We start from the raw sequence: 24,818 nt of genomic DNA on the forward strand, positions 1-24,818 counted from the left end.
CACCGAGAGGGCGCATCCACCGGGTTCACTCCGGCGTATGCGCCCTCTCGCATGTGCGGACGCGGAAGCCGAGAGCCGGTTGCGGCGGGTTCACCGTCGGTCGCCGACATCCGGCTCCTGTGCGCGTGCCTCGTCGGCCGTGCGCAGCACGGCTGCCGGTACCTGCGGCGGATACACCCAGGCGACCAGCACGACCGAGATGATCATCAGCAGGAACCACGAGCTCAGCTTGCTCAACGAGACCGGCTGCCAGCCTCCGGCCTGATCCGGGTAGGCCCATGCGCCCGCCCACGTGCCGATGTTTTCCGCGAGATAGATGAACACCGCGACCCCGCCGAAGACGGCCAAGAGCGGCAGACGGATCGTGCGCCGCCACACCCGCGCGTGCATCACTGTGGGCAGCCAGAGCGCCACGACTCCCGCCAGGAGCACCCAGCGGGCATCCCACCACCAGTGGTGGGTGAAGAAGTTGAGGTAGATCGCCGCTGCGAGGACGGCCGTCATCCATCGCCGCGGATACCGCGTGAACCCGAGGTCGAACAGCCGATAGACGCGCACCATGTACGACCCGACCGCCGCATACATGAAACCGCTGAACAGCGGGACACCGCCGATGCGGAGGATCCCGTCCGCGGCATACGCCCACGACCCCACGTCGGTCTTGAAGAGCTCCATGGCGGTGCCGGTGATGTGGAACAGGACGATGACCCACAGCTCACGCCCGCTCTCCAGTCGGAAGACGAGCATCGCCACCTGGATGAGCACAGCGGCGATGGTGAGTGCGTCGTTGCGGGCGAGCACCGCATCGTCGGGGTACCACAGACGCGCGGCGACGATCAGGACCAGCAGCGCCGCCCCGAAGATGCACGCCCACGCCTGCTTGACGACGAACACCGCGAACTCGATCAGGCCGGCGCGGATGCCGTTCGACGGGGCATCGCGGAGGAGGCGATGAGCCCACGCGTCGACGCGTCGCTCGAGGGAAGTCGCTCGCTGCATGCCTCGGACGGTATCGGTCCCGCTCGACAGCTCGCCGGGAGATGACCGCCAGAATGCCGAGGATCAGGGAAAACGCGGGGCGGTGCCCGTGCCGCGTGCTATGAGCCTGGCCACCATCTCGTCAGAGGTGGTGTTCTCGCCGGGACGGTTGGGCTTGCCGTCGCCGTGATAGTCGCTCGAGCCCGTGATGATGAGGTCGTGCTTCGCGGCGATCTCTCGCAGCAGCCGCTTGCCTGCCTCCGTGTTCTCGCGATGCTCGATCTCGAACCCGCCGAGGCCTGCATCGACGAGGCGCTCGATGAACGCCACGGGCATCATGCGGTCGCGCCCCGCCGTCACGGGGTGGGCGATGATCGCCACTCCCCCCGCCTCGGTGATCAGACGCACAGCGGTCAGCGGATCGGGTGCGTAATGCGGCTCGTAGTACCCCTCCCGTGGATGCAGGATGCCGTCGAACGCCTCGCTCCGATCCCGCACGATGCCGCGGGCGACGAGGGCGTCGGCGATGTGCGGACGCCCCACCGTCGCGTCGAGTGCCGTCTGCGCCACCACGTCGTCCCACTGCAGGTCGTAGTCTCGCCCGATGTTGCGGACGATCCGCTCGGCACGGCCGATCCGATCACCGCGGATGCGATCGGTCTCGGCCCGCAGTGCGTCATCCTCCGGATCGAAGAGGTAGCCGAGAACATGCACGCTGCGCCACTCGTGCTTCGCGGAGAGCTCCATCCCCGGGATGAAGGTCATCCCCCGTGCGACGGCGGCGTCTCCCGCCTCGCCCCAACCGGTCGAGCGGTCGTGATCGGTCAGCGCGAGCGTGCGCACCCCGTGCGCGTGCGCCTGCCGGACGACCTCGGCCGGCGACTCCGTGCCATCGGAATGGTTGGAGTGCAGGTGCAGGTCGGCGGGACCGGCGAATCCGTGGGACGAAGAGGCCATCCTCCGAGCGTACCGAGCGGCGACCCGCGCGGACGCGGAGGCGCACGGAAGCGGATGTCGAGGCAGGGACTTCACAGGCGACGCTCCTAGGCTGGTGGGGATGTTTCGTCTCCTGGGGATCCTCTTCACCGTGCTGCTCGCGATCGCGACGGCGGTCGTGGTGTGGCCGCAGTTCTTCCGTCTCGAGCAGACCTACCCGTTCGCGCAGCTCGTGTCCGCGCGCGGCATCGTGCTCGGCGGATTCCTCGTCGTCGCGGTGCTCGCGCTCCTGCTCCTGTTCGCCCGTCCGCTCCGCGGATTCGCCGCCTCTGTCCTGATCGTTGCGCTGCTCGGCGCCGGCGCGACCGCGGCGATCGGTGCCGTTCGCGGTTTCGGGGGATCACCGCTCCCGGAGAAGACCGAGGACAGTGTCCGCGTGCTCACCTGGAACACGGCGGGAGAAGCGGTGTCTGCCGAGGTGATCGCCCAGCAGATCCTCGATCAGGGGGCCGACATCGTCGCCCTTCCCGAGACGACCGAGGCCGTCGGCGAGCGCATCGCTATCATGCTCCGCGAGCAGGGACACCCGATGTGGGTGCACCACGTGCAGTTCCGCCCGGATGTGCAGGACGGGCCGCAGTCGTGGCAGACGACCGTGCTGGTCGCCCCGGACCTCGGGGAGTACTCCGTGATCGAGTCGGCGAAGGATGGCACCAGCAACACCGGCTCGGTGCCCAGCGTCGTGCTCATGCCGATCGACGGCTCCGGCCCCACCATCGTCGCCGTGCACGCGGTCGCGCCGCGCATGGAGGAGATGCAGCAGTGGCGCAGCGACCTGCAGTGGATCGCGGATCAGTGCCCCCAGGGCGACTTCATCCTGGCCGGTGACTTCAACGCGACGATCGACCACATGGCCCCTCTCGGAGTCGAGGGCGGAGATATCGGCTACTGCCGCGATGTCGCGTCCCGCACCGGCAACGGCCTCACGGGTACCTGGCCGAGCTCTCTCCCTGCCCTCGCCGGCGCCCCGATCGATCATGTGATGGCGTCGCAGAACTGGTCTCCGACGGGGTCGGTCGTGCTGGACGATGCCGGTGGCAGCGACCACCGCGCTCTGGTCGTGCAGCTCGAGCCCGCCGGCTGACTCCCGCACCCGCCCGCCAGGTGACAGACTGGAGGGATGAGCACAGGAGAGCGCGACACGATCGCAGAACCCACCGTCGAAGCGTCTGTCGACAACGGCACCACCAACCGCAAGCAGCCCTTCCCCCAGGGCTTCCTCGACACGATCTCGACCGGTTGGGCCGAACGCCCGGAGACGCTTCCCGCGCCGCGCGCCCAGGCGTCGTACGCGGCCACGCGTCGTGCCGCCGTCTCCGCGGCCTTCCCCGGCAAGCACCTCGTGATCCCTGCCGGCTCTCTCAAGCAGCGCAGCAACGACACCGACTACGTCTTCCGCGCGCATTCCGCCTTCGCACACCTCACCGGGTGGGCATCGGATGCCGAGCCCGACTCGGTCCTCGTCTTCGCACCGACCGAGACCGGCCACGACATCACCCTCTTCTTCCGCGAGCGCGCCGACCGCACGACGACGGAGTTCTACGCCGACGCCACGGTCGGAGAGTTCTGGATCGGTCCGCGACCGTCCCTCGCCGGGGTCGCCGCCGATCTCGACATCGCCACCGCCCATCTGGACGACCGGGAAGCCGTCGAGGGCGAGCTGGTGCTCGACGAGGACGAGAACCTCACGCGCTTCGTCTCGGAGCTGCGCCTCATCAAGGACGAGTTCGAGATCGCCGAGATGCGCCGCGCCGTCGAGATCACGGCGAACGGCTTCGACGACATCATCCGCGAGCTTCCGGCCGCGACGGCTCATGCACGCGGCGAGCGCGTCGTGGAAGGCGTCTTCCACCGCCGCGCACGCGAGGACGGCAACGGCGAGGGCTACGACACGATCGCCGCCTCCGGCCCGCACGCCTGCTACCTGCACTGGACGCGCAACGACGGAACCGTGGTTCCCGGTGACCTGATCCTGGTGGATGCGGGTGTGGAGGCCGACAGCCTGTACACCGCCGACATCACGCGCACGCTGCCCGTCTCCGGCACGTTCACCGACGTGCAGCGGCGCGTCTACGAGACGGTGCGCGAGGCCGCCGACGCGGCATTCGCCGCCGCTCGGGTCGGTGTACGCTTCCGTGACGTGCACGGAGCCGCCATGAAGGTCATCGCCGAGCGGACGGCCGAGTGGGGTCTGCTGCCCGTCACCGCCGAAGAGGCTCTGGATGCCGACAAGGGCGGCCAGCACCGTCGGTACATGGTGCACGGCACCTCGCACCACCTCGGCATCGACGTGCACGACTGCGCCCAGGCCCGTCGCGAGATGTACTACGACGGCATCCTCGCCCCGGGCATGGTGTTCACGATCGAACCCGGACTCTACTTCCAGATCGACGACCTCACCGTGCCGGCCGAGCTCCGTGGCATCGGCGTGCGCATCGAGGACGACATCGTGATGACCGACGACGGCCCCGTGAACCTCTCGGCCGGCATCCCCCGCACGGCCGACGAGGTCGAGGCGTGGATGGCGCGACTGCAGAGCTGACACCGACGGATGCATGAGGGCGAGCTCGCACTCGAGACCGAGGTCGCGGCGCACCTGATCGCGCGCCGCTTCCCCGAGCTCGGTGGCGAGACCCTGCGACCGGTCCCCATGACGGGCACGGTGAACAGGATCATCCGGGTGGGCGACGGACTCGTCGCCCGCTTCCCCCTCCTCGGTGCAGCGGCGCACGAGCTCGTCCGCGAGGCCGCAGCACTCGAGGAGTTCGCGGCGTCGAGCCCGTTCCCCGCGCCGCGCTCCTACGGCACGGCCTCCGCGTCGGAGGAGTTCGACTCGGCCTGGGCTGTGCAGACGTGGGTCGAGGGTGACCCGGCGGATCCTGTGCTCTCCTCCACGTCCGAGACGCTCGCGCACGACCTGGTCGCCCTCATCCGGGCGCTGCGCGCCGTCGACGTGCGCGACCGTGTGTTCGACGGCAGGGGCCGGGGCGGAGACCTCGGAGACCACGACGAATGGGTCGCGACGTGCCTGAGGCGGAGTGCGCATCTCTTCGATGCGGCCCGCGCAGGGCGGCTCTGGTCGGTGCTGCGCGAGCTCCCGTCCGCCAGCGCTCCGGTGATGAGCCACCGGGACCTCACGCCGTTCAATCTCCTCGTCGCGGAGCACGAGGGCGATACCCGTCTGGCCGGTGTGCTCGACGGCGGTGACTTCGGTCCCGCGGATCCCGCACTCGACCTGGTCGCCGCCTGGCACCTCTTCGACGCGCCGGGACGACACCTGCTCCGCGAAGGCCTGGCTGTCGACGACCTTGAGTGGCGGCGCGGCGCGGGATGGGCGCTGCAGCAGGCGCTCGGGCTCGGATGGTATTACGCGGAATCGAACCCGCGGATGAGCGCACTGGGCATCTCGACCGTGGGGCGCGTGCTCGCGGATGAGGAGCTGTCGAGGCTCATCGACTGAGGGGGCGTCCGACCGAGGCCCTCACTCCTCCGCGCCGCCGAGGGCGAACTCCGCCACGATCGGGGCGAGTGCGGCCCCGATCTCCGCGGCGGGGCGTTTGCGGCCCTTCACCTCGAAGGTGTGTCCTCCTCCGTCGATCCAGACGACGCGCGCATCCCGACAGGTCGCGATCGCCTCCTCGAACTGCGAGATCGGCTGGATGAAGGGATCGTTCGTCCCCTCCACGAACAGCTGCGGGACCGTGATCCCCGGCAGATGCTCGACCCGTGGCTTCTCCGGACGTCCGGGCGGATGCAACGGGTACCCGAGGTAGACGAGACCGTCGACACGCATGCCCTCGGCGACCGCCATCGACGCCATGCGTCCGCCGTACGATTTGCCCGTCGCCCACAGGGTCGCCGAGGGATCGGACTCGCGTGCGAAGGCCGCGACGGCGTTCCATGTGGCGATCGCATGCGCGGCGGGTCCCGGCATCCGTCGCCCCTGCTCCACATACGGGAAGTTGAAACGGAGGGTCGAGAAGCCCATCGCGCTCAGCGCATCGACGTAGCCGGTGAGGAACGGATGGTCCTTGCCGGTCCCTGCACCGTGGGCCACGATCACCGTCACCCCGTTGTCACCGACTGTCCAGTCGGCGGACACGGCGGTGAGTCCCGTCGGGAGCGCGACCTGGATCTCGACCATCAGACGGAGAGCGGGGAGGCCGCCGTCATGCCCGTTCGCCCTGGATGCCGTCAGTGCCGGGAGCGGCGTCCGGCTCGACCGGGGCCACGGTCGACGGAGCAGCGGTCCCCGCCGATGCGGACCCGGGCTCGGGCGTCGTCTCGGGTTCGGGGTCGGCGACCGGGTCGGCGACCGGCGGTGCGACGGGGTCGGCCGGGCGCGGCGGGATCACGGGATCCCCGGGTGCCGGGGCGGGCTCAGGCGAGGTCGCGCCGGGCGTGATCCGCTCGCCGTAGCGCGGCGGCTCGTCGAGGTTGACCGGCGGTCGCACGGGCGCCACTTTGTTCGCGCCGAGGACCTGCCGGGCCTTGCCCAGCGACGAGGACAGCACGGTGACCTCGTAGTGATCGGCCGCGAACTGCGTGACGCTGGCGAAGTCGCGCCGGCGACGGACGATCGCGTAGGTGACCAGGCTGAGGATCATCCCGACCGCGACACCGATGAGGACGAAGCCGAGGAAGAGCTGGATCGGCACCTCCGGGTTGCCGAGCACGAGGATGGCGGCGAGGAAGAGCCCGATCAACACACCGTTGATCGCCCCGGAGCGCGCGGCGGCGGCGTAGCCGAGCTTGCCGGTCACGCGTTCGACCGTGCGCACGCTCTGACCGACGATGGCGATGTCGCGCGCCGGCACCTCCCCCGCGATCAGCTTCGAGACCGTCTTCTGCGCGCTCTCGTAGTCGCGCATCGACGCGACGATCTCGCCGGTGTCTGTGCCGCTCGCGGGCCGGTTCAGCATGCTCATCCGGCTATTCTTCCACGCGTGCCGTCGGACGGCCCGAGGCACGGCCGACCCGCCGGAGACGCGAGCCGCCGACTACGCTGGAGAAGTGAGCACACAACGGGTTTTCGCCGCGCGCCTTGCCGGGTGCGCCGTCTTCGATCCCGTCGGCGACCGGCTCGGCAAGGTCCGAGATGTCGTCGTCGTGTATCGAAGTACCGCGGCGCCCCGCGTCATCGGTCTGGTCGTGGAGATCCCGGGACGACGCCACGTGTTCCTCTCGATCGGACGCGTCACCTCGATCCGTTCCGGCCAGGTCATCACCACGGGCCTGATCAACGTGCGGCGGTTCTCCCCGCGCGCCGGCGAGGTGCGCGTGCTCGCCGAGATGCTGGGACGACGCGTGAGCTTCGTCGATGGCAGCGGTACCGCGGTCATCGAGGACATCGCGATCGAACCGAACCGCCTCGGCGAATGGGCGATCAGCCAGCTCTTCCTCCGCCGACCGAAGACCAGTGCCTCCCCGTTCGCGAAGGGTCCGACGACGTTCGCGGCATGGAGCGAGGTCGCCGAGCAACGCGCTCCCGGTGAGTCGCAGTCGGCTGAGCAGCTCGTCGCCTCGTACTCCGAGCTGCACGCCGCCGATCTCGCCAACACGCTTCTCGACCTTCCGCAGCAGCGCATGATCGAGGTGGCCGAAGAGCTGTCGGACGACCGCCTTGCCGATGCCCTCGAGGAGATGCCCGAAGACGAACAGGTGCACATCCTCGACCGTCTGGGAGACGAACGCGCCGCCGACATCCTCGACCAGATGGAACCGGACGACGCGGCCGACCTGCTCGCCCAGCTGGCGCCTGACCGCCTGGAGCAGCTTCTGGAGCTCATGGAGCCGGAAGAAGCCGAAGACGTCAGGATGCTGCTGCGCTACGGCCCGGACACCGCCGGCGGTCTGATGACGCCTGAGCCGATCATCCTCTCGGCCGACGCCACAGTCGCCGAGGCGCTCGCGCTGATCCGCCGCCACGAACTGCACCCCGCGCTGGCCGCCGCGGTGTTCGTCACCCTCCCGCCGTTCGAGACTCCGACCGGGCGCCTGCTCGGGCTCGTGCACTTCCAGCGGATGCTGCGCTACCCGCCGCATGAGCGACTCGGCGCGATCCTCGACGACAGCCTCGAGCCCGTGCCCGTGACCGCTTCCGCCGCCGAGGTGGCACGGCTGCTGGCGAGCTACGACCTCGTCTCGCTCCCCGTGATCGATGCGGCGCATCGCCTCGTCGGAGCGATCAGCATCGACGACGTCCTCGACTACCTCCTTCCGGACGACTGGCGTTCGCATGACAGCGAGGACACCTCCCCCGCTGCGAGCACCGTCCCTGGATCCACCCCCGCCGCCCCGACGAAGGAGACGCGCTGATGCCCCGCTCTCCGCGCCTCGATGCGCCGGGCCGCACCACGACACGGCCCCGGGCGACGTCTCGCGACCGCTTCGGGCGCTTCACGGAGTGGGTGGCTCGCGCGATGGGGACCCCCGCGTTCCTGCTGATCCTCAGCCTGTTCTGTGTGGTCTGGATCGTCTGGAACACGCTGATGCCCGACGAGCTGCGCTTCGACGACGCCGCCCTCGGCTTCACGGCACTGACCCTGATGCTCTCCCTGCAGGCCTCATACGCCGCACCGCTCATCCTGCTCGCGCAGAATCGTCAGGACGACCGCGACCGGGTTCAGATCGAGCAGGACCGCCAGCGTGCGGAGCGCAACCTGGCCGACACCGAGTACCTGGCCCGCGAGATCGTGGCTCTGCGCATGTCGCTCGAAGAGCGCAATTCGCAGGTCGTCACGCGCGACGTGCTGCGCCAGGAGCTCAAAGCCCTTCTCGCCGAGCTCGAAGACGCGCCGGAGAAGCCCCGATCCGGCGCCGCGTCGTGACCGCGGCGGAGCGTGTCCGCGCGGCTGTCGCCGCGGTGACGGATCCCGAGCTCCGTCGACCCATCGGGGATCTCGACATGGTCCGGGACATCTCCGTCGACGGCGGTCGAGCCCGCGTCGGCATCGTCCTCACGATCGTCGGCTGTCCAGCGGCGGCGCGGATCGAGTCGGACGTCCGCGATGCCGCGGCGTCCGTTCCGGGCATCGCGGAGGTGGACGTCGAGGTCGGCGTGATGACGCCGGCAGAACGCAAGGCTCTCACCGAGAGACTCCGCGCCGGGAGGCCCGCACGCCACATGCCGTTCGGGCCCGATTCCCTCACCCGTGTGATCCTCGTCTCCAGCGGCAAGGGGGGTGTGGGCAAGTCCACCGTCACCGCGAACCTTGCCGTCGCACTCGCCGCGCAGGGTCTGTCCGTCGGTCTCGTCGACGCCGACGTGCACGGGTTCTCGATCCCCGGGCTCCTCGGCATCCCTGCGGGCACGCAGCCGACGCGCATCGACGACCTGATGCTCCCCCCGGTCGCGCACGGCGTGAAGACGATCTCGATCGGGATGTTCCTCCGCGACGGCGAATCGGTGGTGGCGTGGCGTGGGCCGATGCTGCACCGCACGGTCTCGCAGTTCCTCACCGACGTCTTCTTCGGCGACCTCGACGTCCTCCTCATCGACATGCCGCCGGGGACGGGCGACATCGCGATCTCGATCGGCCAGCTCCTCCCCCATGCGGAAGTGCTCGTCGTGACCACCCCGCAGACCGCTGCCGCCGAGGTGGCGATCCGCAGCGGTCTCGTCGCGCGTCAGACGGGTCAGCGCGTGATCGGCGTCATCGAGAACATGGCGGCGTACACACTGCCCGATGGAACGGTCATCGACATGTTCGGCTCGGGCGGAGGCGCCGCCGTATCGGAGGCTCTCTCCGAACCGGGAGTCCCTGTGCCACTGTTGGCCTCGATCCCCCTGAGCCCCGCTCTGCGCGAGGGCGGAGACGCGGGCGAGCCGGTCGTCTCCACCGAGAGCGACGATGTCGCGGCGACGACCATCCGCGACCTCGCGAGCACCCTGGCGCGGCGGGGCAGGGGCCTCTCCGGTCGATCGCTGCCGATGTCGCTCACCTGAACGCGTGGGAAGATGGACCGATGCCTCCCCGCTCTCTGACCGTCGATGAGGGTCTGCTGCGACGAATGGCTCGGGATGCAGCGATCTACTCGCTGACCCGACCCGCAGCCCTCGTCATGTGGGTCGCCCTCGCCGCAGCCCTCGTGCTCAGCATCCTCAACCTCGGCACGCCCGTCCGTCCGGGGGAACAGGGCCCCTTCGGAGCAGGATGGATGCCGGTCATCATCGTCGCGCTCGCGGGTTTCGCCGTCGTGATGTCCGTATCGGGCGCGCGAACCGCCGTCCGGATCGCGATGCCCGTCGGAACCGTCGTGTGGGCATCGCTGGAAGAGGACAGCCTGCAGATGGGCAGCGGCCGTCGTCGCTCCGACATCGCCTACCGCACCTTCCAGAGGATGCGAGTGGGCAAGGACGCCGTGCTGTTGAAGCTGCGAGACACCTCGGCCGCGACCGCGATCCCTCGTGGCCTGCTCACGGACGACGACATCGCCACCCTCCGCTCGAAGATCTCCTAGGCGCCGAGCGCGCAGAGCCCTGCGTGCTCGATCGGCGAGCGTTCCCGTCAGGTGGCTTCGGCGTCGAAGGGAGGGCGGTTCGACGCACTGAACTCCTGCGGAACGGCTCGGGTCGCGGGAGCCGTGGTCGCCGCGGCCGCAGCTCCGGCGATCGGCTCCGCGATGGTCTGGGCCGCCTGCAGCGGGGTCGCCGGCTGGGGCTCTTCCATGAGCGCATCGCGGATGATCCGGCGCGGGTCGTACTGGCGCGGGTCGAGCTTGCGCCAGTCGACGTCGTCGATCTCCGGCCCCATCTCCTCGCGCACCCTCGACTTGGTCGCGCGCAGATACTCGCCGGCCTTGCGGACCATGCGCGAGAAGCTCTCCGCGGCTCGCGGGAGACGTTCGGGGCCGATGATCAGAACCGCGATGAGGCCGATCAGCAACAGCTTCTCGAAGGTGAGCCCGAACGTCATCTCTACAGGCTACCGCCGCGCCTGCGGTCCCCGCACTCGCCGACCGAATACTCTGGAGAGGATCACAGTCAGGCAGGGAGAAACAGGCCATGAGCGAGCATGACGCGAACGCGCGTTTCCTGCGCGAGTCCATCGTGGAACCCGACGCCATCAGCCGCGCACGCGCGCATGCGGTCGAACTGGGAGCGATGCCGATCAGCGCCGCCGTGGGTTCGCAGATCGCCGTGCTCGCGGCCGCGACCTCGGCCCGCTCCATCGTCGAGATCGGCACCGGTGCCGGAGTCTCCGGTCTCTGGCTGCTGCGCGGCGCACCCCAGGCGGTCCTCACCTCGATCGACAACGAACCGGAGCACCTCGCCGCGGCGCGACAGGCCTTCTCCGATGCCAAGGTGCCGTCCACCCGAGCCCGCTTCATCACGGGCCGCGCGATCGACGTTCTCCCCCGCATGAACGAGAACTCCTACGACATCGTGCTGGTCGACGCCGACCCCGAGCATGTCATCGAGTACGTCGAACACGGTCTGCGTCTCGCGCGCACCGGCGGACTCGTGCTCGTGCCCCGCGTGCTCGCCGGCGGTCGCGTCGCCGATCCGGTCCAGCGCGACGAGATCACTTCCGCCTACCGGTCCCTCGTGCAGGAGACGCAGGAATCCTCGGCGGTCCTCGCCACGGTCTCCCCCGCCGGCGAAGGTCTGCTGCAGCTGATCAGTCTCGCCGAACGCGGCTGACCGCGCGGCTCGAGACAGTGCGAAAAGGGCGATGGATCCGAGGATCCATCGCCCTTTCGGATCCGCCGACGCGGACCCCAGGTCGATCAGGCCGGTGCCACGACGGCGGCAAGCACGTCGTGAAGCTCCTTGGCCTCGGCGTCGTTCACGGAGACGACCAGGCGGCCGCCGCCTTCGAGTGGAACGCGCACGATGATGAGTCGTCCTTCTTTCACGGCTTCCATAGGTCCGTCTCCGGTCCTCGGCTTCATCGCTGCCATCGTGGCTCCCTTTCCTCCGGTGGTATGGGATGAGTTTATCGGGTGTCACCGGGACCTGGAGGTCACGGAGCAACAATTGGGTCGAGCTTCACCCTCACGGCACCTGCCAGAACGTGCTTCCGAGCGCATACACGTGGTAGATCCAGAACCATTGCCCGAGGAGACATGCGGCCAGCACGCCGACACGCCAGAGCCGCGATCGCGGCACCGCGACCGCTCCCCAGAGCGGGCTCAGGGGGAGAAGCAGGCGGAACGTGCTCGATTGCGGAAAGAACACCGCGAGCAGATACAGCAGGTAGCTCGCACTCCACAGACGGATGTCGGCGCCCAGAGCGCGCACCTGCGGAGAGAAGAGGAGTGCGGCAGCAGCGCCGACCACCGACAGCACCAGCACGATCGGCCCCCACCACTGCGGCATCCCCCAGAGGGCGAACCAGAACTGCGATGCCTGGATCCACCCTTCGAACGGGATGAAACCCTCGACTCCGCCGGTGATCCAGTGCTGGCGCCACGCGAGCTCGGTCGCGAGATACGCACCGGGATCCCCCGTCGCGATGCCGGCGATCACCTGCCAGGCGAAACCGGACAGAGTCGCGAGCGCGCCGAGCGCGAGGATGTGTGCGATCTCGCGCCCGGTGAGCGGATCCTGCCGACGTCGTATCCACCGCAGCAGTCCGTGCAGCCCGAGGAACAGGGCGAAGGCCAGGACACCGGGTCGTGTGAAGGCCATCACGGGGATGAGGATGTACAGCCAGGCATAGGTGCGCCGCGTCGTCGCATCGAGGGCGAGGAACAGCAGCAGCAGGAACAGCGTCTCGGCATACCCCACCTGGAACATCGCCGCGATCGGTCCCGCCGCGAAGAATACGACGGCCCACGTCGCCGCGGAGTTGCCGATGCGATCACGAAGCAGGCGGTGAAGCGCGAGACAGGCCAGGTACCCGGCGACGAGCGAGAGCAGGAGCGCACCGGCACCCCAGGACCCGAGCAGTACGCCGATCCCCTTGGCCGCATATGCGAACACCGGCATGAACGCCCAGGCGTTCTCGGCGACGTCACCCGAGTCGGTGAGGGGCAGATCCGTCGGGTAGCCGTTCTCGGCGACCAACCAGTACCATTGCGCGTCCCAGCCGAGGACGAAATCGATGAGCCCCGCCTCCGCGCCGAACCGCGAGGACGAGGTCGACAGTGAGGCGGCGATGACCAGGAACACCGTCGTGACGACCCGGGCTCCGAGGTAGACGACGGCCACGCGCACGGCGACCGGCGCCTTCGCCCAGCGGCGCGTTGCGCTCAGTGCGAGGTGAGCCATGCGCGCAGGCCCCGCTCCACGGCGTCGATCTGCGCGAGGGGTACACGCTCCTCATCGTGGTGGGCGAGGTGCGGGTCGCCGGGCCCGTAGTTCACAGCCGGGATCCCGAGCGCGGAGAATCGCGCGACGTCGGTCCACCCGTACTTCGGGCGCGGCTCGGCGCCGACCGCCGCCACGAACTGCTTCGCGATCTCGGCGTCGAGCCCGGGACGCGCCCCCTCGGCGGCATCCGTGATCTCGACGTCGAAGCCGGCGAGGACTCCGCGGAGGTGAGCCTCGGCATCGGCCGCAGACTTGCTCGGCGCGAACCGGTAGTTGACCTCCACCTCGCAGGCGTCGGGGATGACGTTCCCCGCGACGCCGCCCGCGATGCGCACGGCGCTCAAGCTCTCGCGGTACAGCAGCCCCTCGACCAGCACCTCCTTGGCGCGGTACTCCGCCAGACGCGTGAGGACGGGCGCCGCGCGGTGGATCGCGTTCTCGCCGATCCAGGCACGCGCGCTGTGAGCACGCACCCCGGTGGTGCGCACGATCGCACGGAGCGTTCCGTTGCAACCGCCTTCCACCTCACCGTTGGACGGCTCGCCGAGGATCGCGAAGTCCGCCTCGAACAGGTCGGGACGCACGGCGGCGAGCAGACCGAGACCGTTCTTCGACGCCTCGATCTCCTCGTTGTCGTACCACATCCACGTGATGTCGATCGCGGGGTCGGTCAGCTCGGCCGCGAGCTTCAGCTGCACGGCGGTGCCCGCTTTCATGTCCACGGTGCCGCGACCCCAGAGATGGGGGACTCCTTCGATCTCGATGTCGCGCGTGGGCAGGTTCGCATTGATCGGCACGGTGTCGATGTGACCGGCGATGGCGACGCGCTGTGCCCGGCCGCGGTCGGTGCGGGCGACGATCGTGTTCCCGTGGCGGAAGACCTCCAGATGGTCGAGCGGGGACACTGCGGCCTCGATCGCATCGGCGAGTGTCTTCTCGTCGCCGGAGACGCTCGGGATGTCGCAGATCGCACGGGTGAGGTCGACGGAGGACGCGGTCAGATCGAGCACCATGGGTCCAGCCTACTTACCCTGTCATGAGTGCGGTCGTCGCCCCGGGAGCGCGATAGCGTGGAGGGATGAGCGACGCACGCACCGTATGGGGTATCGGCCTGACCACCATCGCCGGGGACGGCACGGTTCTCGACGCCTGGTACCCCGAGGTGCACACCGGTGCGGTCACGACCGACGAGGTGGCTGTCGCTGCGCTCGAACCCCTCGCGGGGAGCGACGAACGACGCGACGTCACGATCGAGGTGGTGCAGCTGCAGATCGACCTCGACACGGCACCGGCCTCCACCGCCGACGCCTATCTGCGCCTGCATGCCCTGTCGCATCTCGTCGTGCGCCCGAACGAGCTGAACCTCGACGGCGTCTTCGGACACCTTCCGAATGTCGCCTGGACCAACGCCGGGCCCGTCCTCCCCGCTGACGCCGCCCGCCTGCGCCCGCAGCTCCAGCGCGCGGGCATCCAGGTGCAGGGGCTCGACAAGTTCCCCCGCCTGACCGACTATGTGCAGCCGGCGGGCGTCCGCATCGCCGATGCCTCCCGCGTGCGCCTGGGGGCGTACCTCTCCCCCGGCACGACCGTCATGCACGAGGGATTCGTCAACTTCAATGCCGGCACACTGGGCGCATCGATGGTCGAGGGCCGCATCTCGCAGGGTGTGGTCGTCGGAGACGGCAGCGACATCGGCGGAGGGTCCTCCATCATGGGCACCCTCTCGGGTGGTGGAACGCATCGGGTGTCGATCGGCGCCCGCACCCTGCTCGGCGCGAATGCGGGCATCGGCATCTCGCTCGGTGACGACTGTGTCGTCGAAGCGGGGCTCTACGTCACCGCAGGCACCAAGATCGTCCTCGTCGACGGACCCGTGACCGCCGACGGCGGGCGCAAGACCGTCAAGGGTGCGGAGCTCTCCGGTCAGGACGGCCTGCTCTTCCGCCGCAACTCGCTCAGCGGTGCGGTGGAAGCCGTCCGTCGCGCCGGTGTCGGAGTGACCCTGAACGAGGCTCTGCACGCCTGAGAGCAGTCTTCCGGCCCGTCTCCGCGGAGCCGACGACCCGCGCGGGAGGCGACATGCAGCCGACGGCATGCGCGCACTGGTAGACTGACATCGTTGCGCGTACCGCCGGTCCCGCAACATCGTCGTCGTCACGGGGTCTCCGAGGACCGAAGCGAGCGGAACTGCTCCCACCACCAGCATGAGCTGGCCTTTCGAACGGCGAACCGATGCGCAATTCCTGCGCCGTCGCCCACCTCACCCCCTATCTCGCGCCGTTCACTCGTGCGCTGACGGAGTTTCTGCATGTCTACTTTCCTTGAACTCGGCGTTCCTGCCGAGCTCGCCGCCGTTCTCGCCGATTCCGGCAAGACCGAGGCATTCGCCATCCAGCGCGATACCCTTCCCGACTCCCTCGCCGGACGCGACCTCCTGGGCCGTGGACGCACGGGAAGCGGCAAGACCATCGCCTTCGCTCTGCCGCTCGTCGCACGCCTCGCCGCCTCGGGCGGTCAGCGTCGCGCCGGCCTTCCGCGCGGACTCGTCCTCGCGCCCACCCGTGAACTCGCGACCCAGATCGCCGCGACCATCGCGCCGCTCGCGGAGGCCGCAGGCCTGCGCGTCACGACCGTCTTCGGCGGGGTCAGCCAGCGCCCGCAGGAGCAGGCGCTTCGCGGCGGCGTCGACATCGTCGTGGCCTGCCCCGGTCGACTCGAAGACCTCATGAAGCAGCAGGTCGTGCGCCTGAGTGCGATCGAGGTCACCGTGCTCGACGAGGCCGACCACATGGCCGACCTCGGCTTCCTCCCCGGCGTCACCCGCATCCTCACGGCCACGCCGGCCGGTGGGCAGCGCCTGCTGTTCAGCGCCACGCTGGACCGCGGCATCGACACCCTCGCCCGCCGCTTCCTCTCGAACGCGGTCAGCCATGAGGTCGACGAGGAGAGCGTGCCCGTCGGCGAGATGACGCACCGCGTCCTGGTCGTCGACTCGGCCGACAACAAGACGGCCCTCGTGCGTGAGCTCGCCTCGGGCACCGGTCGTCGCATCCTCTTCACCCGCACCAAGCACCAGGCGAAGAAGCTCGCGAAGCAGCTCACCGCCGCGGGGATCCCCGCGGTCGACCTGCACGGCAACCTCTCGCAGAACGCCCGCGAACGCAACCTCGGTGCCTTCTCCGCGGCCCCGGAAGACGGTGGAGTGCGCGTGCTCGTCGCCACCGATGTCGCCGCCCGTGGCGTGCACGTCGACAACGTCGATCTCGTCGTCCACGTCGACCCGCCCGTCGAGCACAAGGCGTACCTGCACCGTTCCGGCCGCACGGCCCGCGCCGGGGCCGCAGGCACCGTCGTCACGGTCGTGCTCCCCGAGCAGCGCCGTGACGTCAAGGACCTCCTGCGCAAGGCCGCCATCTCGGCCCCGCTGGAAGATGTCACGGCCGCTGCCGTCACCGCGCTGGTTCCCGAGCGCGCACCTCACGTGCGTCCGGCGCCCGTGCAGGCTCCGCAGCAGCAGCGACAGTCGTCGAAGCAGCGCCCCGCGGGCGGCGAGAGAAACGGTGCGGCGAACCCGCCGTCGCGTCGCCGTCGTCGTCCCCGCTCCGGCGCATCCGGCAATGGTCAGGGCGGCGGGTACTCCACGCAGAGCAACCAGTCCCGCCAGGGCGGCCGCAGTTCACAGGGCCGCTGACACCGGCCGGCAGCACTCACGCAGAAAAGCGCCCCCTCCGTCTCGACGGAGGGGGCGCTTTCTGGTCCGGAGCTCAGCGCGTCGGGAAGGACCGCTCGGGCGACCCCGTGTACAGCTGCTGGGGGCGGCCGATCTTGGTCTGGGGGTCGAGCTGCAGCTCACGCCACTGCGCGAGCCAACCGGGCAGGCGCCCGATGGCGAACAGCACCGTGAACATACGGGTCGGGAAGCCCATGGCCTTGTAGATGACACCGGTGTAGAAGTCGACGTTCGGGTACAGGCGACGCTCGCGGAAGTAGTCGTCGGCCAGCGCGAGCTCTTCGAGCTCCTTCGCGAGGTCGAGCAGCGGGTCGGTGACACCCAGCGACGAGAGCACCTCGTCGGCCGCGTCCTTGACGAGCTTGGCGCGCGGGTCGTAGTTCTTGTACACCCGGTGCCCGAAGCCCATCAGCTTCACGCCCTCTTCCTTGTTCTTCACCCGCTCGACGAAACGCGAGACACTCTGGCCGGAGTCGCGGATCTGCCCGAGCATCGTCAGCACGGCCTCGTTCGCACCGCCGTGCAGCGGGCCGGAGAGCGCCTGGATGCCGGCCGAGACCGAGGCGAACTGGTTCGCACCGGTGGAACCGACCAGGCGGACGGTCGACGTCGAGGCATTCTGCTCGTGGTCTTCGTGCAGGATGAGGAGCAGCTCGAGAGCCTTCGACATCACCGGGTTGACCTCGTACTCCTCGCTGTGCACACCGAAGTTCAACTTCAGGAAGTTGTCGACGAAGCTCAGCGAGTTGTCCGGGTAGAGGAAGGCCTGGCCCACGCTCTTCTTGTGCGCGTACGCCGCGATCACGGGGAGCTTGGCGAGCATGCGCACCATGTTCAGCTCGACGTGCTCCGGGTTGTGCGGGTCGGTCTGACCTTCGTAGTACGTCGACAGCGCGGCGACCGCCGAAGACAGCACGGACATCGGGTGCGCCGTGTGCGGCAGCGCCGAGAAGAAGCGCTTGAGGTCTTCGTGCAGCAGAGTGTGGCGACGGATCTTCTCGTCGAACTCCGCGAGTTCGGAGGCGGACGGCAGCTCGCCGTAGATGAGCAGCCAGGCCACCTCGAGGTAGCTGGTGGAGCCCGCGAGCTGCTCGATCGGATACCCGCGATACCGCAGGATGCCCTTGTCGCCGTCGATGAACGTGATCTCGGACTTCGTGGAGGCCGTGTTCACGAACCCGTAGTCCAGGCCCGTGTACCCCGTCTGCCGCGTCAGCGTGGAGAAATCGATGCTGTCGTGCCCCGCCGTGCCGCGCAGCACCGGGAATTCGGCGGTCGTGTCGCCGATCGTCAGCTTCGCCGTCTGGTCTGCCGCTGCACTCACGCGGACCTCCTCGTAGTGTCCGAGCCCGCTCGTCGCGGTGCTGTCGGACAAGATCTTGATCAAGCCTGAACTGGCGATCTCACGGCGCTGAAGCGCCAGGTCGGGTCACGACCGAATCGCCTTTACAGCCTAGTAGTCGCGCAGGCCTACTGTGACATCCGCCAAAGGGAAGCCCATTTCAGGGAGAGAACCTATATATCGCCGTCAGAGAGTCGGCGCGCCGCCTCTCTGACGTGCGCGGTCGGCGCCGTGAGCGCCAGCCGGACGTGCTCCCCGGAGTCGGCACCGTAGAAGGGCCCGGGACCGGCGAGGATGCCGAGAGCGGCGAGTCGCTCCATCGACTCCCAGGCATCGCGCCCCTCCGTCACCCAGAGATAGAGTCCTGCCTCGGAGCCGTCGATGCGGAAGCCCGCGGCCTCCAGAGCAGGACGCAGGGCGTCGCGCCTGACGCGGTAGAGCTCCTTCTGCTCCGCCACGTGCTCGTCGTCGCCGAGGGCGACCGCCATCGCGTGCTGCACCGGCGCCGGCGGCATGAGACCGAGGTGCTTGCGCGCCGTGAGAAGCTCGCCGACGATGCGTGCGCATCCGGCCACGAAGGCTGCGCGGTACCCGGCGAGGTTCGATTGCTTGCTCAAGGAGTACACGCTGAGCAGGTTCGCTCGACTCCCGTCCGTCACCCGCGGGTCGAGGATGGAGGGGATCGGCTCGGTCGCCCACTCGCCGTCCCAGCCGAGTTCCGCGTAGCATTCATCGCTCGCGAGCACGGCACCGAGTTCACGGGCACGACGGACGGCGGCGGCGAGTTCGCTCACGGTCCAGGTGCGCCCGTCCGGATTGCCCGGGGTGTTGATCCAGATGAGCTTCGTACCCTCCGGCCACTCCTCCGGATCATCCGCGGGCAGCGGCGTCGCCCCCACGACGCGGGCGCCCACCTCATAGGTCGGGTAGGCCACGCGGGGGTGGACGACGATGTCGCCGTCGCCGAGACCGAGCAGGGTCGGCAGCAGTGCGACGAGCTCCTTCGAGCCGATCGTGGGAAGAACGTTGTCGACACGGAGGTAGGGCACCCCCCGGCGTCGCGCGTACCACTCGACGATGGCTTCGCGCAGGCTCGGCGTTCCGACCGTCTGCGGGTAGGCATGGGCGTCCGTGGCTTCCGCCAGTGCGCGCCGGATGATCTCGGGAGTCGGGTCGACGGGAGAACCGACCGAGAGGTCGATCAGACCGTCCGGATGCCGCGCGGCACGCTCACGGAACGGGATGACGGCATCCCACGGGTAGTCGGCGAGGTCGCGGACGCTCACGGAATGCGCCTACTCGCCCTGCGGCGGGAGAGCGGCGATGATCGGGTGGTCGAACGCGTACACGCCGACCTTGGCTGCGCCTCCGGGCGACCCGATCTCGTCGAAGAACTCGACGTTGGCCTTGTAGTAGTCCTGCCACTCGTCGGGAAGGTCGTCTTCGTAGTAGATGGCTTCGACCGGGCACACCGGCTCGCAGGCACCGCAGTCGACGCACTCGTCAGGGTGGATGTAGAGCGAGCGTTCGCCCTCGTAGATGCAGTCAACGGGGCACTCGTCGATGCAGGCGCGATCCTTGACATCGACGCACGGGAGGGCGATCACATACGTCACCCCTTCAGTCTACGACTCGCGGGGCTCGGGTTCCTGCGCGGCTGGCCCCTCGGTGCGAACGGGAAGACGCCGAACGGACGGCCACGCGACGACCAGCAGCACGATTCCGGCGACCAGATAGGTCCAGATCTGTCCGGCGAACGAGGCCGGGACCACGACGGACCCTCCGGGCCCTTCGCCGGAGATCAGCACCAGCATGCCGATCATCCCGAGACCGGCGGCCACGGCCGCGCCCCTGTCGTGGGTCAGAGCGCGGACGGCGACGAGGATGGCCGCGCAGGCGATGGCGGCCACGATCATGCCGATCGGGATCGGGCCCCACATCACACTGTGGCTGATGGTGCCGGCGATGCCGTAGACGCCGCCCACCAGGGCGGCAGCGATCCATGACAACACTCTCGACATCCAGCTCACGCGCACCTGTCGATCTTACCGACGAGGCCCCGCCGAACAGGCGGAGGGGCGCAGCATCAGCCGGCGAGGCCGAACAGGCGCAGCAGGGCGGCGACCAGCGCGGCCGCCACGACGACCACGAGGAACGACTGCCGCAACCACAGGAGCCCACCAGCGACCAGCAGTGCGGGCACACGTGCATCCACGATGATCGCCTGCCCATCGCCGAGGGTCTGGACGGCCACGAGGGCGGCCAGCAGCGCGACCGTCAGAAGATCCGAGATGCGGGCCGTGCGTGGCGCCTCGAGCACCCGGGGAGGAACGAGGTAGCCGGCGGCCTTCAGCGCCAGACAGATCAACGCTGCGAGGAGGATCGCGCTCCACAGGCTCATGAGCTCACCTCCGACCCCGCACCCGACGATGGGCGGCCCGGCGCGGTCGGACGCCCCATCCAGTTGAACCAGCCGACCGCGATAGCGACGACCGCGGCGACGAGCACGGGCAGGCCGGGCATCAGGAACGGAGTGAGGGCCGCGGCGACGACCGCCGCGGCGATGCCGACCGCGATGGCCTGGCGCTGCTGGAGACGAGGCCAGAGCAGAGCTAGAAAGGCGGCGGCTGCCGCCGCATCCAGCCCCCATGTCCGAGGATCTCCGAGCACATCCCCCACCAGCGCTCCGATGAGGGTGGTGATGTTCCAGCCGACGAAGATGCCGATCCCGGTCACCCAGAAGCCGACCTGTCGCAGCCGTGGGTCGCCCTGCGATATCGCCACCGCCGTCGACTCGTCGATCGTGAAATGGGCGGCCGCCGCCTTACGGACGGGACCTCCCCCGACGATCGATGACATCCGCATGCCGTAGGCGACGTTGCGGACGCCGAGGAGTGCCGCCGAAGCGACCGCCGATGGCAGGGCCGCAAGCCCCCCGGCCGTGAAGACGCCCACGAAGGCGAACTGCGATCCGCCCGTGAACATCAGCAGACTCAGCACACAGGTCTGCCAGACGTCGAGGCCCGATGCCACGGCGAGCGCACCGAACGAGACACCGTACGCACTGGTCGCGATGACGACCCCGAGCGCTTCGCGCCAGACCTCACGCTCCGCGGTCATCAGGCATCCCGCGCATTGTCGTTCGCTCCACTGAACACATGATCATAATTCTGAACAGTCGAGATCGGATAGTCAAGCGAACGAACGTTTGACATGATGAACACATGGAGGAACTCCGCACACGTATCGCCCGCACCCTGCGCCGGGAGCGAGAGACCGCAGGCCTGTCGGTCTCCGAGCTCGCTCGACGCGCCGGCATCTCCAAGGCGACCGTCTCCCAGCTCGAGAGCGGCGCCGGGAACCCCAGCGTCGAGACGCTGTGGGCTCTCGGCGTCGCGCTGGGCGTGCCCTTCGCCGTGCTGGTCGATCAGCAGGCGAACGCACCGACGCTCATCCGCGCCGACGATCTCGCCGGCGTCCCCTCCTCCGCCGCGGCGTACAGTGCGACACTGCTGTCGGCGAGCCCGCCGGGAGCCCGCCGTGACATCTACCTGATCCAGGCCGAGCCCGGCGATGCCCGCCGTTCCGATCCTCATCACCCCGGGACGATCGAGCACGTGATCCTGATGACCGGGCAGGCGCGGATCGGCCCGGCGGGTGAACCGGTGCTGCTGAACCCCGGCGACTATCTCACGTACCCCGGCGATGCCACGCACATCTTCGAGGCGACCGCATCGGGAACCAGCGCCGTGCTCATATCCGAGCTCCGCTGACCGTCATTCCGGACCGGCGGCCGGAGACGGGTCGGGGATCTCGTGCGGCCGGTATTGCGGCAGCCGCGAGGCCGGGAGGATCGCCAGCGCGCTGACCCCCGCCAGCAGCAGCAGGCCGAGCTTGAGCGTGCCGAGCCGCGATTCCTCGTTCACCACCACCGCCGCGTCGATCTGCGCGGGCGTCGCGTCGGTCGCTTCGAGCGCGACGCGCAGGTCGTCGTTGCTGATGAAGTTGAGATTGTCCATGTCGACCTGGGCGACGAGCGACGGGGGCAGCTCGGGGTGCTCGACCACGGCACGACCGACACTGAGTCCGAGGAGCGACACCAGAAGTGCGCCCGCCAGCGCGGTGCCGACCGCCGATGCGAGGTTCTGGGTGGTGCCGCGCAGCGACCCGACGTCACCGGCGAGCTCGGCGGGGGCTGCGGTCACGAGCACGTTGAACACCAGCGTGACGAGCGCGCCCTGACCGATGCCGAACACGATGAGCCCGACGATGGTCGGGATCGTCTCCCAGTTGTTGTTCACGACGAACGACAACCACACCAGGGCGACCGTGGTGAGGATGAACCCCACGACACCGATCGTGCGTGGAGGGAAGCGCCGGTACAGTCGCACCACCAGGGTGGCCGTCACGAAGACGGTGAGGTTGAACGGCATCATGGCCATGGAGGTGTCGAACGGCGTACGGCCCTGCACGATCTGGATGTAGAGCGGGATCGTGAAGTTCACGCACGCCTCCAGCGCGACCACGATGAACATGGCGTACACGGCGGCCCGCTCCCGCGAAGAGCCGAGGACGCTCAGGTCGATCAGGGGCACCTTCCCCTCCGCCATCCGCTTCCTCGTCCACAGGAAGAACGCCTGGCCGAGCACGAGGCCGACGACGATGAACACGGGAGCGGGCGAGAGGCCGAGGATGTTGAAGGGAGCGTCGGTCGTCGCCGCCACGGCACCCCAGGAGTTCAGGTTGTTGAAACCCAGCGTCAGCAGCACGATCGCCGCTCCGATCAGCAGCGACGCCACGAGGTCGATGCGGATCGAGGCGTCACCGCGATCACCGCGCAGGGTGAAGCTCAGCGCGAAGACCACCACGGCGATCCCCAGAACGATGAAGAACATCGGGCGCCAGCCGACCAGCGTTCCCAGGGTGCCGCCGATGAGGAAGGCACTCACCCCCGAGATCGCGCGGGCCGAACCGATCGCGCCGATGGCGGTCGCCTGCTGCGGTCCGCGGTAGTTCTCGGCGATGAGTGCGACGATCGACGGCACGATGATCGCCGCGGCTGCTCCCGCGACCGCCTGGCCGGCGATCGCCCACCACACGGTGGGAGCGAGGATCATCATGACCGAGGAGCCTGCGAACAGCGCGATCACGATCCGGAAGATGACGACCCAGCCGATCCGCTGGCCGAGTTTCGCTCCGGTCATCACGAGGGCGGCCACCGCGAGGCCGTACATGACGATGGTGGTGCTCGCGACCGTGGGCGGAACACCGAATTCGCTCACCATGCCGCCGAGCGAGATCGGCAGCGCCGCCACGTTGAACGACATCAGCACCTGAGCGAGGAACAGGCTGACCATCGGCAGCCACGAGGTCTTGGTCGGGCTCTGCAACCGCTGGATCATGAGTGCTCCTGCGGTGCGGTCGAGAAAGCGGGTGGGTCTCTGCGCGCCGGGGCGGAGGCGAACAGGTTCAGCCCCAGGACGCGCGACAGATAGCCGATCGCCATCTGCGATCGGATCGAGTTTCCGGCCTCGTCGAGCCGTGGCGAGAAGCCGGCCACCGCGCCCTTCCCGGGGGCGACCGCGACGACGCCTCCGGAGACGCCGGACTTCGCCGGGAGCCCGATCTCGAACAGCCAGTCGCCGGAGCGTTCGTACAGCCCGGTCGACGCGACCACGGCCAGGGTGTCTCGGCACACCTCTTCCGAGACGACCCGCTCACCGCTGACGGGGTTGACTCCCCCGTCGGCGAGCGTCGCCCCCATCACCGCCAGATCGTGAGCCGTCACGGCCAGAGCACACTGACGCGTGTAGACGTCGACCACCTCATCGGGATCCCCCTCGAGCCGACCGTAGCTGCGCAGCAGACGCCCCAGCGCACGATTGCGGTCGTTCGTCTGCGCTTCCGAGGCATAGACGACGCCGTCGAGGCTCAGCGGTCGCCCGGCGAAGGCGGAGAGTCCTTCCCGCACGCGCTCCCACTGCTCGACGGCGGTGCCGCCCGGCATGAGCGCGGTCGTCGCGATGGCACCCGCGTTGACCATCGGGTTCATCGGGTGCCCATCGTTGAGCTCGACCGCCATCACGGAGTTGAACGCGAGTCCGGTGTTGTTCACGCCGACGATGTCGCGCACACGTTCGTGGCCGTGCTCCTGGATCGCCAGTGCGTAGACGAACATCTTCGAGATCGACTGGATGGAGAACGGGTGCAGGGCATCGCCGGCGTCGTGCAGCCCGCCGCCGACCTCGATCACCACCAGCCCGAACAGTTCCGGATCCACCTCCGCAAGCACGGGGATGTAGTCGGCGACGCCGCCCGAGTGCTCGCACGCGTAGCGGGAGTGCGCCTCGCGTACGAGCTCCTCGACGCGATCCCATCCCGGCAGGGTGCCGGTGGACACCTCCTGCGGAACACCGCGCCACGCCGTCGGGTCGAGCACATCTCCTCCTCGGATCCGTGACGCCCCCAGCCGTCAGAGTCACCGTAGCGCTCGACGGCCGCCTTCGGCTAGA

At 69.0% G+C, this 24,818-nt stretch carries 27 protein-coding genes; 11 read left to right on the top strand and 16 right to left on the bottom strand.

Annotated features, from left to right (window positions below; genetic code table 11):
- Positions 1-90: 90 nt before the first annotated feature.
- Both ABDC25_RS11570 and ABDC25_RS11575 read right to left on the bottom strand, forming a co-directional pair.
- Positions 91-999, bottom strand: coding sequence for a DUF817 domain-containing protein (locus ABDC25_RS11570; RefSeq protein WP_021199629.1), 909 nt, complete (start codon positions 997-999; stop codon positions 91-93).
- Between the two features lie 63 nt (positions 1,000-1,062).
- Positions 1,063-1,935 carry a PHP domain-containing protein gene (locus tag ABDC25_RS11575; RefSeq protein ID WP_021199628.1) on the bottom strand — a complete coding sequence of 291 codons (873 nt, stop codon included), beginning with the start codon at positions 1,933-1,935 and terminating at the stop codon, positions 1,063-1,065.
- A gap of 100 nt (positions 1,936-2,035) precedes the next feature.
- On the opposite strand from ABDC25_RS11575, the gene ABDC25_RS11580 reads away from it, so the two are divergent.
- The 3 genes from ABDC25_RS11580 to ABDC25_RS11590 are packed head-to-tail and all read left to right on the top strand — an operon-like array spanning position 2,036 to position 5,434.
- Positions 2,036-3,058: an endonuclease/exonuclease/phosphatase family protein gene (locus ABDC25_RS11580; protein WP_021199627.1), complete on the top strand. Its 1,023-nt coding sequence runs from the start codon at positions 2,036-2,038 to the stop codon at positions 3,056-3,058.
- A 36-nt stretch (positions 3,059-3,094) separates the two neighbouring features.
- Positions 3,095-4,516, top strand: a complete 1,422-nt coding sequence (locus tag ABDC25_RS11585; protein WP_021199626.1) for an aminopeptidase P family protein — start codon at positions 3,095-3,097, stop codon at positions 4,514-4,516.
- 9 nt (positions 4,517-4,525) lie between these two features.
- Positions 4,526-5,434: a phosphotransferase gene (locus ABDC25_RS11590; protein WP_347123022.1), complete on the top strand. Its 909-nt coding sequence runs from the start codon at positions 4,526-4,528 to the stop codon at positions 5,432-5,434.
- Positions 5,435-5,455: 21 nt separating this feature from the next.
- Here the strand turns inward: ABDC25_RS11590 and ABDC25_RS11595 are convergent, their stop codons facing one another.
- Positions 5,456-6,118 carry an alpha/beta family hydrolase gene (locus ABDC25_RS11595; protein WP_021199624.1) on the bottom strand — a complete coding sequence of 221 codons (663 nt, stop codon included), beginning with the start codon at positions 6,116-6,118 and terminating at the stop codon, positions 5,456-5,458.
- A gap of 25 nt (positions 6,119-6,143) precedes the next feature.
- Positions 6,144-6,902 (bottom strand): general stress protein, encoded by a 759-nt coding sequence (locus tag ABDC25_RS11600; RefSeq protein ID WP_031207235.1) that lies wholly within the window; start codon positions 6,900-6,902, stop codon positions 6,144-6,146.
- An 85-nt stretch (positions 6,903-6,987) separates the two neighbouring features.
- Between ABDC25_RS11600 and ABDC25_RS11605 the strand changes: the two genes are divergently transcribed.
- The 4 genes from ABDC25_RS11605 to ABDC25_RS11620 are packed head-to-tail and all read left to right on the top strand — an operon-like array spanning position 6,988 to position 10,437.
- Positions 6,988-8,292, top strand: coding sequence for a CBS domain-containing protein (locus ABDC25_RS11605; protein ID WP_029266737.1), 1,305 nt, complete (start codon positions 6,988-6,990; stop codon positions 8,290-8,292).
- Positions 8,292-8,804 (top strand): DUF1003 domain-containing protein, encoded by a 513-nt coding sequence (locus tag ABDC25_RS11610; RefSeq protein ID WP_029260330.1) that lies wholly within the window; start codon positions 8,292-8,294, stop codon positions 8,802-8,804. The genes ABDC25_RS11605 and ABDC25_RS11610 overlap by 1 nt, the downstream gene beginning before the upstream one ends.
- Entirely contained in the window at positions 8,801-9,922 is a 1,122-nt protein-coding gene (locus ABDC25_RS11615; RefSeq protein WP_347123024.1) for an Mrp/NBP35 family ATP-binding protein, read from the top strand. Before ABDC25_RS11610 ends, ABDC25_RS11615 begins: the two co-directional genes overlap by 4 nt.
- Positions 9,923-9,942: 20 nt before the next feature.
- Positions 9,943-10,437, top strand: coding sequence for a YcxB family protein (locus ABDC25_RS11620; RefSeq protein WP_347123025.1), 495 nt, complete (start codon positions 9,943-9,945; stop codon positions 10,435-10,437).
- A gap of 47 nt (positions 10,438-10,484) precedes the next feature.
- Here the strand turns inward: ABDC25_RS11620 and ABDC25_RS11625 are convergent, their stop codons facing one another.
- Complete coding sequence (locus ABDC25_RS11625) at positions 10,485-10,892, bottom strand: twin-arginine translocase TatA/TatE family subunit (protein WP_021199618.1); 408 nt, start codon at positions 10,890-10,892, stop codon at positions 10,485-10,487.
- A gap of 89 nt (positions 10,893-10,981) precedes the next feature.
- Here ABDC25_RS11625 and ABDC25_RS11630 point away from each other — a divergent pair, with 89 nt between their 5' ends.
- Positions 10,982-11,620, top strand: a complete 639-nt coding sequence (locus tag ABDC25_RS11630; RefSeq protein WP_021199617.1) for a class I SAM-dependent methyltransferase — start codon at positions 10,982-10,984, stop codon at positions 11,618-11,620.
- A gap of 86 nt (positions 11,621-11,706) precedes the next feature.
- Here ABDC25_RS11630 and ABDC25_RS11635 read toward each other — a convergent pair whose 3' ends face one another.
- The 3 genes from ABDC25_RS11635 to dapE form a co-directional block, all read right to left on the bottom strand.
- Positions 11,707-11,880: a DUF3117 domain-containing protein gene (locus ABDC25_RS11635; RefSeq protein WP_017203323.1), complete on the bottom strand. Its 174-nt coding sequence runs from the start codon at positions 11,878-11,880 to the stop codon at positions 11,707-11,709.
- Positions 11,881-11,974: 94 nt separating this feature from the next.
- Positions 11,975-13,192, bottom strand: coding sequence for a hypothetical protein (locus ABDC25_RS11640; protein ID WP_347123026.1), 1,218 nt, complete (start codon positions 13,190-13,192; stop codon positions 11,975-11,977).
- Entirely contained in the window at positions 13,174-14,247 is a 1,074-nt protein-coding gene (gene dapE, locus ABDC25_RS11645) for a succinyl-diaminopimelate desuccinylase (RefSeq protein WP_292761437.1), read from the bottom strand. Before dapE ends, ABDC25_RS11640 begins: the two co-directional genes overlap by 19 nt.
- Before the next feature lie 65 nt (positions 14,248-14,312).
- On the opposite strand from dapE, the gene dapD reads away from it, so the two are divergent.
- A complete protein-coding gene (gene dapD, locus ABDC25_RS11650; protein ID WP_021199614.1) occupies positions 14,313-15,260 on the top strand; it encodes a 2,3,4,5-tetrahydropyridine-2,6-dicarboxylate N-succinyltransferase in 948 nt (315 codons plus the stop codon).
- A 282-nt stretch (positions 15,261-15,542) separates the two neighbouring features.
- Complete coding sequence (locus ABDC25_RS11655; protein WP_021199613.1) at positions 15,543-16,925, top strand: DEAD/DEAH box helicase; 1,383 nt, start codon at positions 15,543-15,545, stop codon at positions 16,923-16,925.
- A 73-nt stretch (positions 16,926-16,998) separates the two neighbouring features.
- Here ABDC25_RS11655 and ABDC25_RS11660 read toward each other — a convergent pair whose 3' ends face one another.
- From ABDC25_RS11660 to ABDC25_RS11685, 6 genes are all read right to left on the bottom strand, one after another.
- Entirely contained in the window at positions 16,999-18,288 is a 1,290-nt protein-coding gene (locus tag ABDC25_RS11660) for a citrate synthase (RefSeq protein ID WP_046398932.1), read from the bottom strand.
- A 191-nt stretch (positions 18,289-18,479) separates the two neighbouring features.
- A complete protein-coding gene (dapC, locus tag ABDC25_RS11665) occupies positions 18,480-19,592 on the bottom strand; it encodes a succinyldiaminopimelate transaminase (protein WP_347123029.1) in 1,113 nt (370 codons plus the stop codon).
- Between the two features lie 9 nt (positions 19,593-19,601).
- Entirely contained in the window at positions 19,602-19,922 is a 321-nt protein-coding gene (fdxA, locus tag ABDC25_RS11670; protein ID WP_021199610.1) for a ferredoxin, read from the bottom strand.
- A 9-nt stretch (positions 19,923-19,931) separates the two neighbouring features.
- Positions 19,932-20,342, bottom strand: a complete 411-nt coding sequence (locus tag ABDC25_RS11675) for a hypothetical protein (RefSeq protein ID WP_029260340.1) — start codon at positions 20,340-20,342, stop codon at positions 19,932-19,934.
- A 50-nt stretch (positions 20,343-20,392) separates the two neighbouring features.
- A complete protein-coding gene (locus ABDC25_RS11680) occupies positions 20,393-20,707 on the bottom strand; it encodes an AzlD domain-containing protein (RefSeq protein ID WP_021199608.1) in 315 nt (104 codons plus the stop codon).
- Positions 20,704-21,426 carry an AzlC family ABC transporter permease gene (locus ABDC25_RS11685; RefSeq protein WP_347123031.1) on the bottom strand — a complete coding sequence of 241 codons (723 nt, stop codon included), beginning with the start codon at positions 21,424-21,426 and terminating at the stop codon, positions 20,704-20,706. Before ABDC25_RS11685 ends, ABDC25_RS11680 begins: the two co-directional genes overlap by 4 nt.
- Before the next feature lie 104 nt (positions 21,427-21,530).
- On the opposite strand from ABDC25_RS11685, the gene ABDC25_RS11690 reads away from it, so the two are divergent.
- On the top strand, positions 21,531-22,079 hold the full coding sequence (locus ABDC25_RS11690; RefSeq protein ID WP_347123033.1) for an XRE family transcriptional regulator: 549 nt from the start codon (positions 21,531-21,533) through the stop codon (positions 22,077-22,079).
- Between the two features lie 3 nt (positions 22,080-22,082).
- Here ABDC25_RS11690 and ABDC25_RS11695 read toward each other — a convergent pair whose 3' ends face one another.
- Both ABDC25_RS11695 and glsA read right to left on the bottom strand, forming a co-directional pair.
- Positions 22,083-23,708, bottom strand: a complete 1,626-nt coding sequence (locus ABDC25_RS11695) for an MFS transporter (RefSeq protein WP_347123034.1) — start codon at positions 23,706-23,708, stop codon at positions 22,083-22,085.
- Positions 23,705-24,745 (bottom strand): glutaminase A, encoded by a 1,041-nt coding sequence (gene glsA, locus ABDC25_RS11700; protein WP_347123035.1) that lies wholly within the window; start codon positions 24,743-24,745, stop codon positions 23,705-23,707. The genes ABDC25_RS11695 and glsA overlap by 4 nt, the downstream gene beginning before the upstream one ends.
- Positions 24,746-24,818: the final 73 nt, after the last annotated feature.

The organism is Microbacterium sp. SY138 (genome assembly GCF_039729145.1).
Taxonomy (GTDB): domain Bacteria; phylum Actinomycetota; class Actinomycetes; order Actinomycetales; family Microbacteriaceae; genus Microbacterium; species Microbacterium maritypicum_A.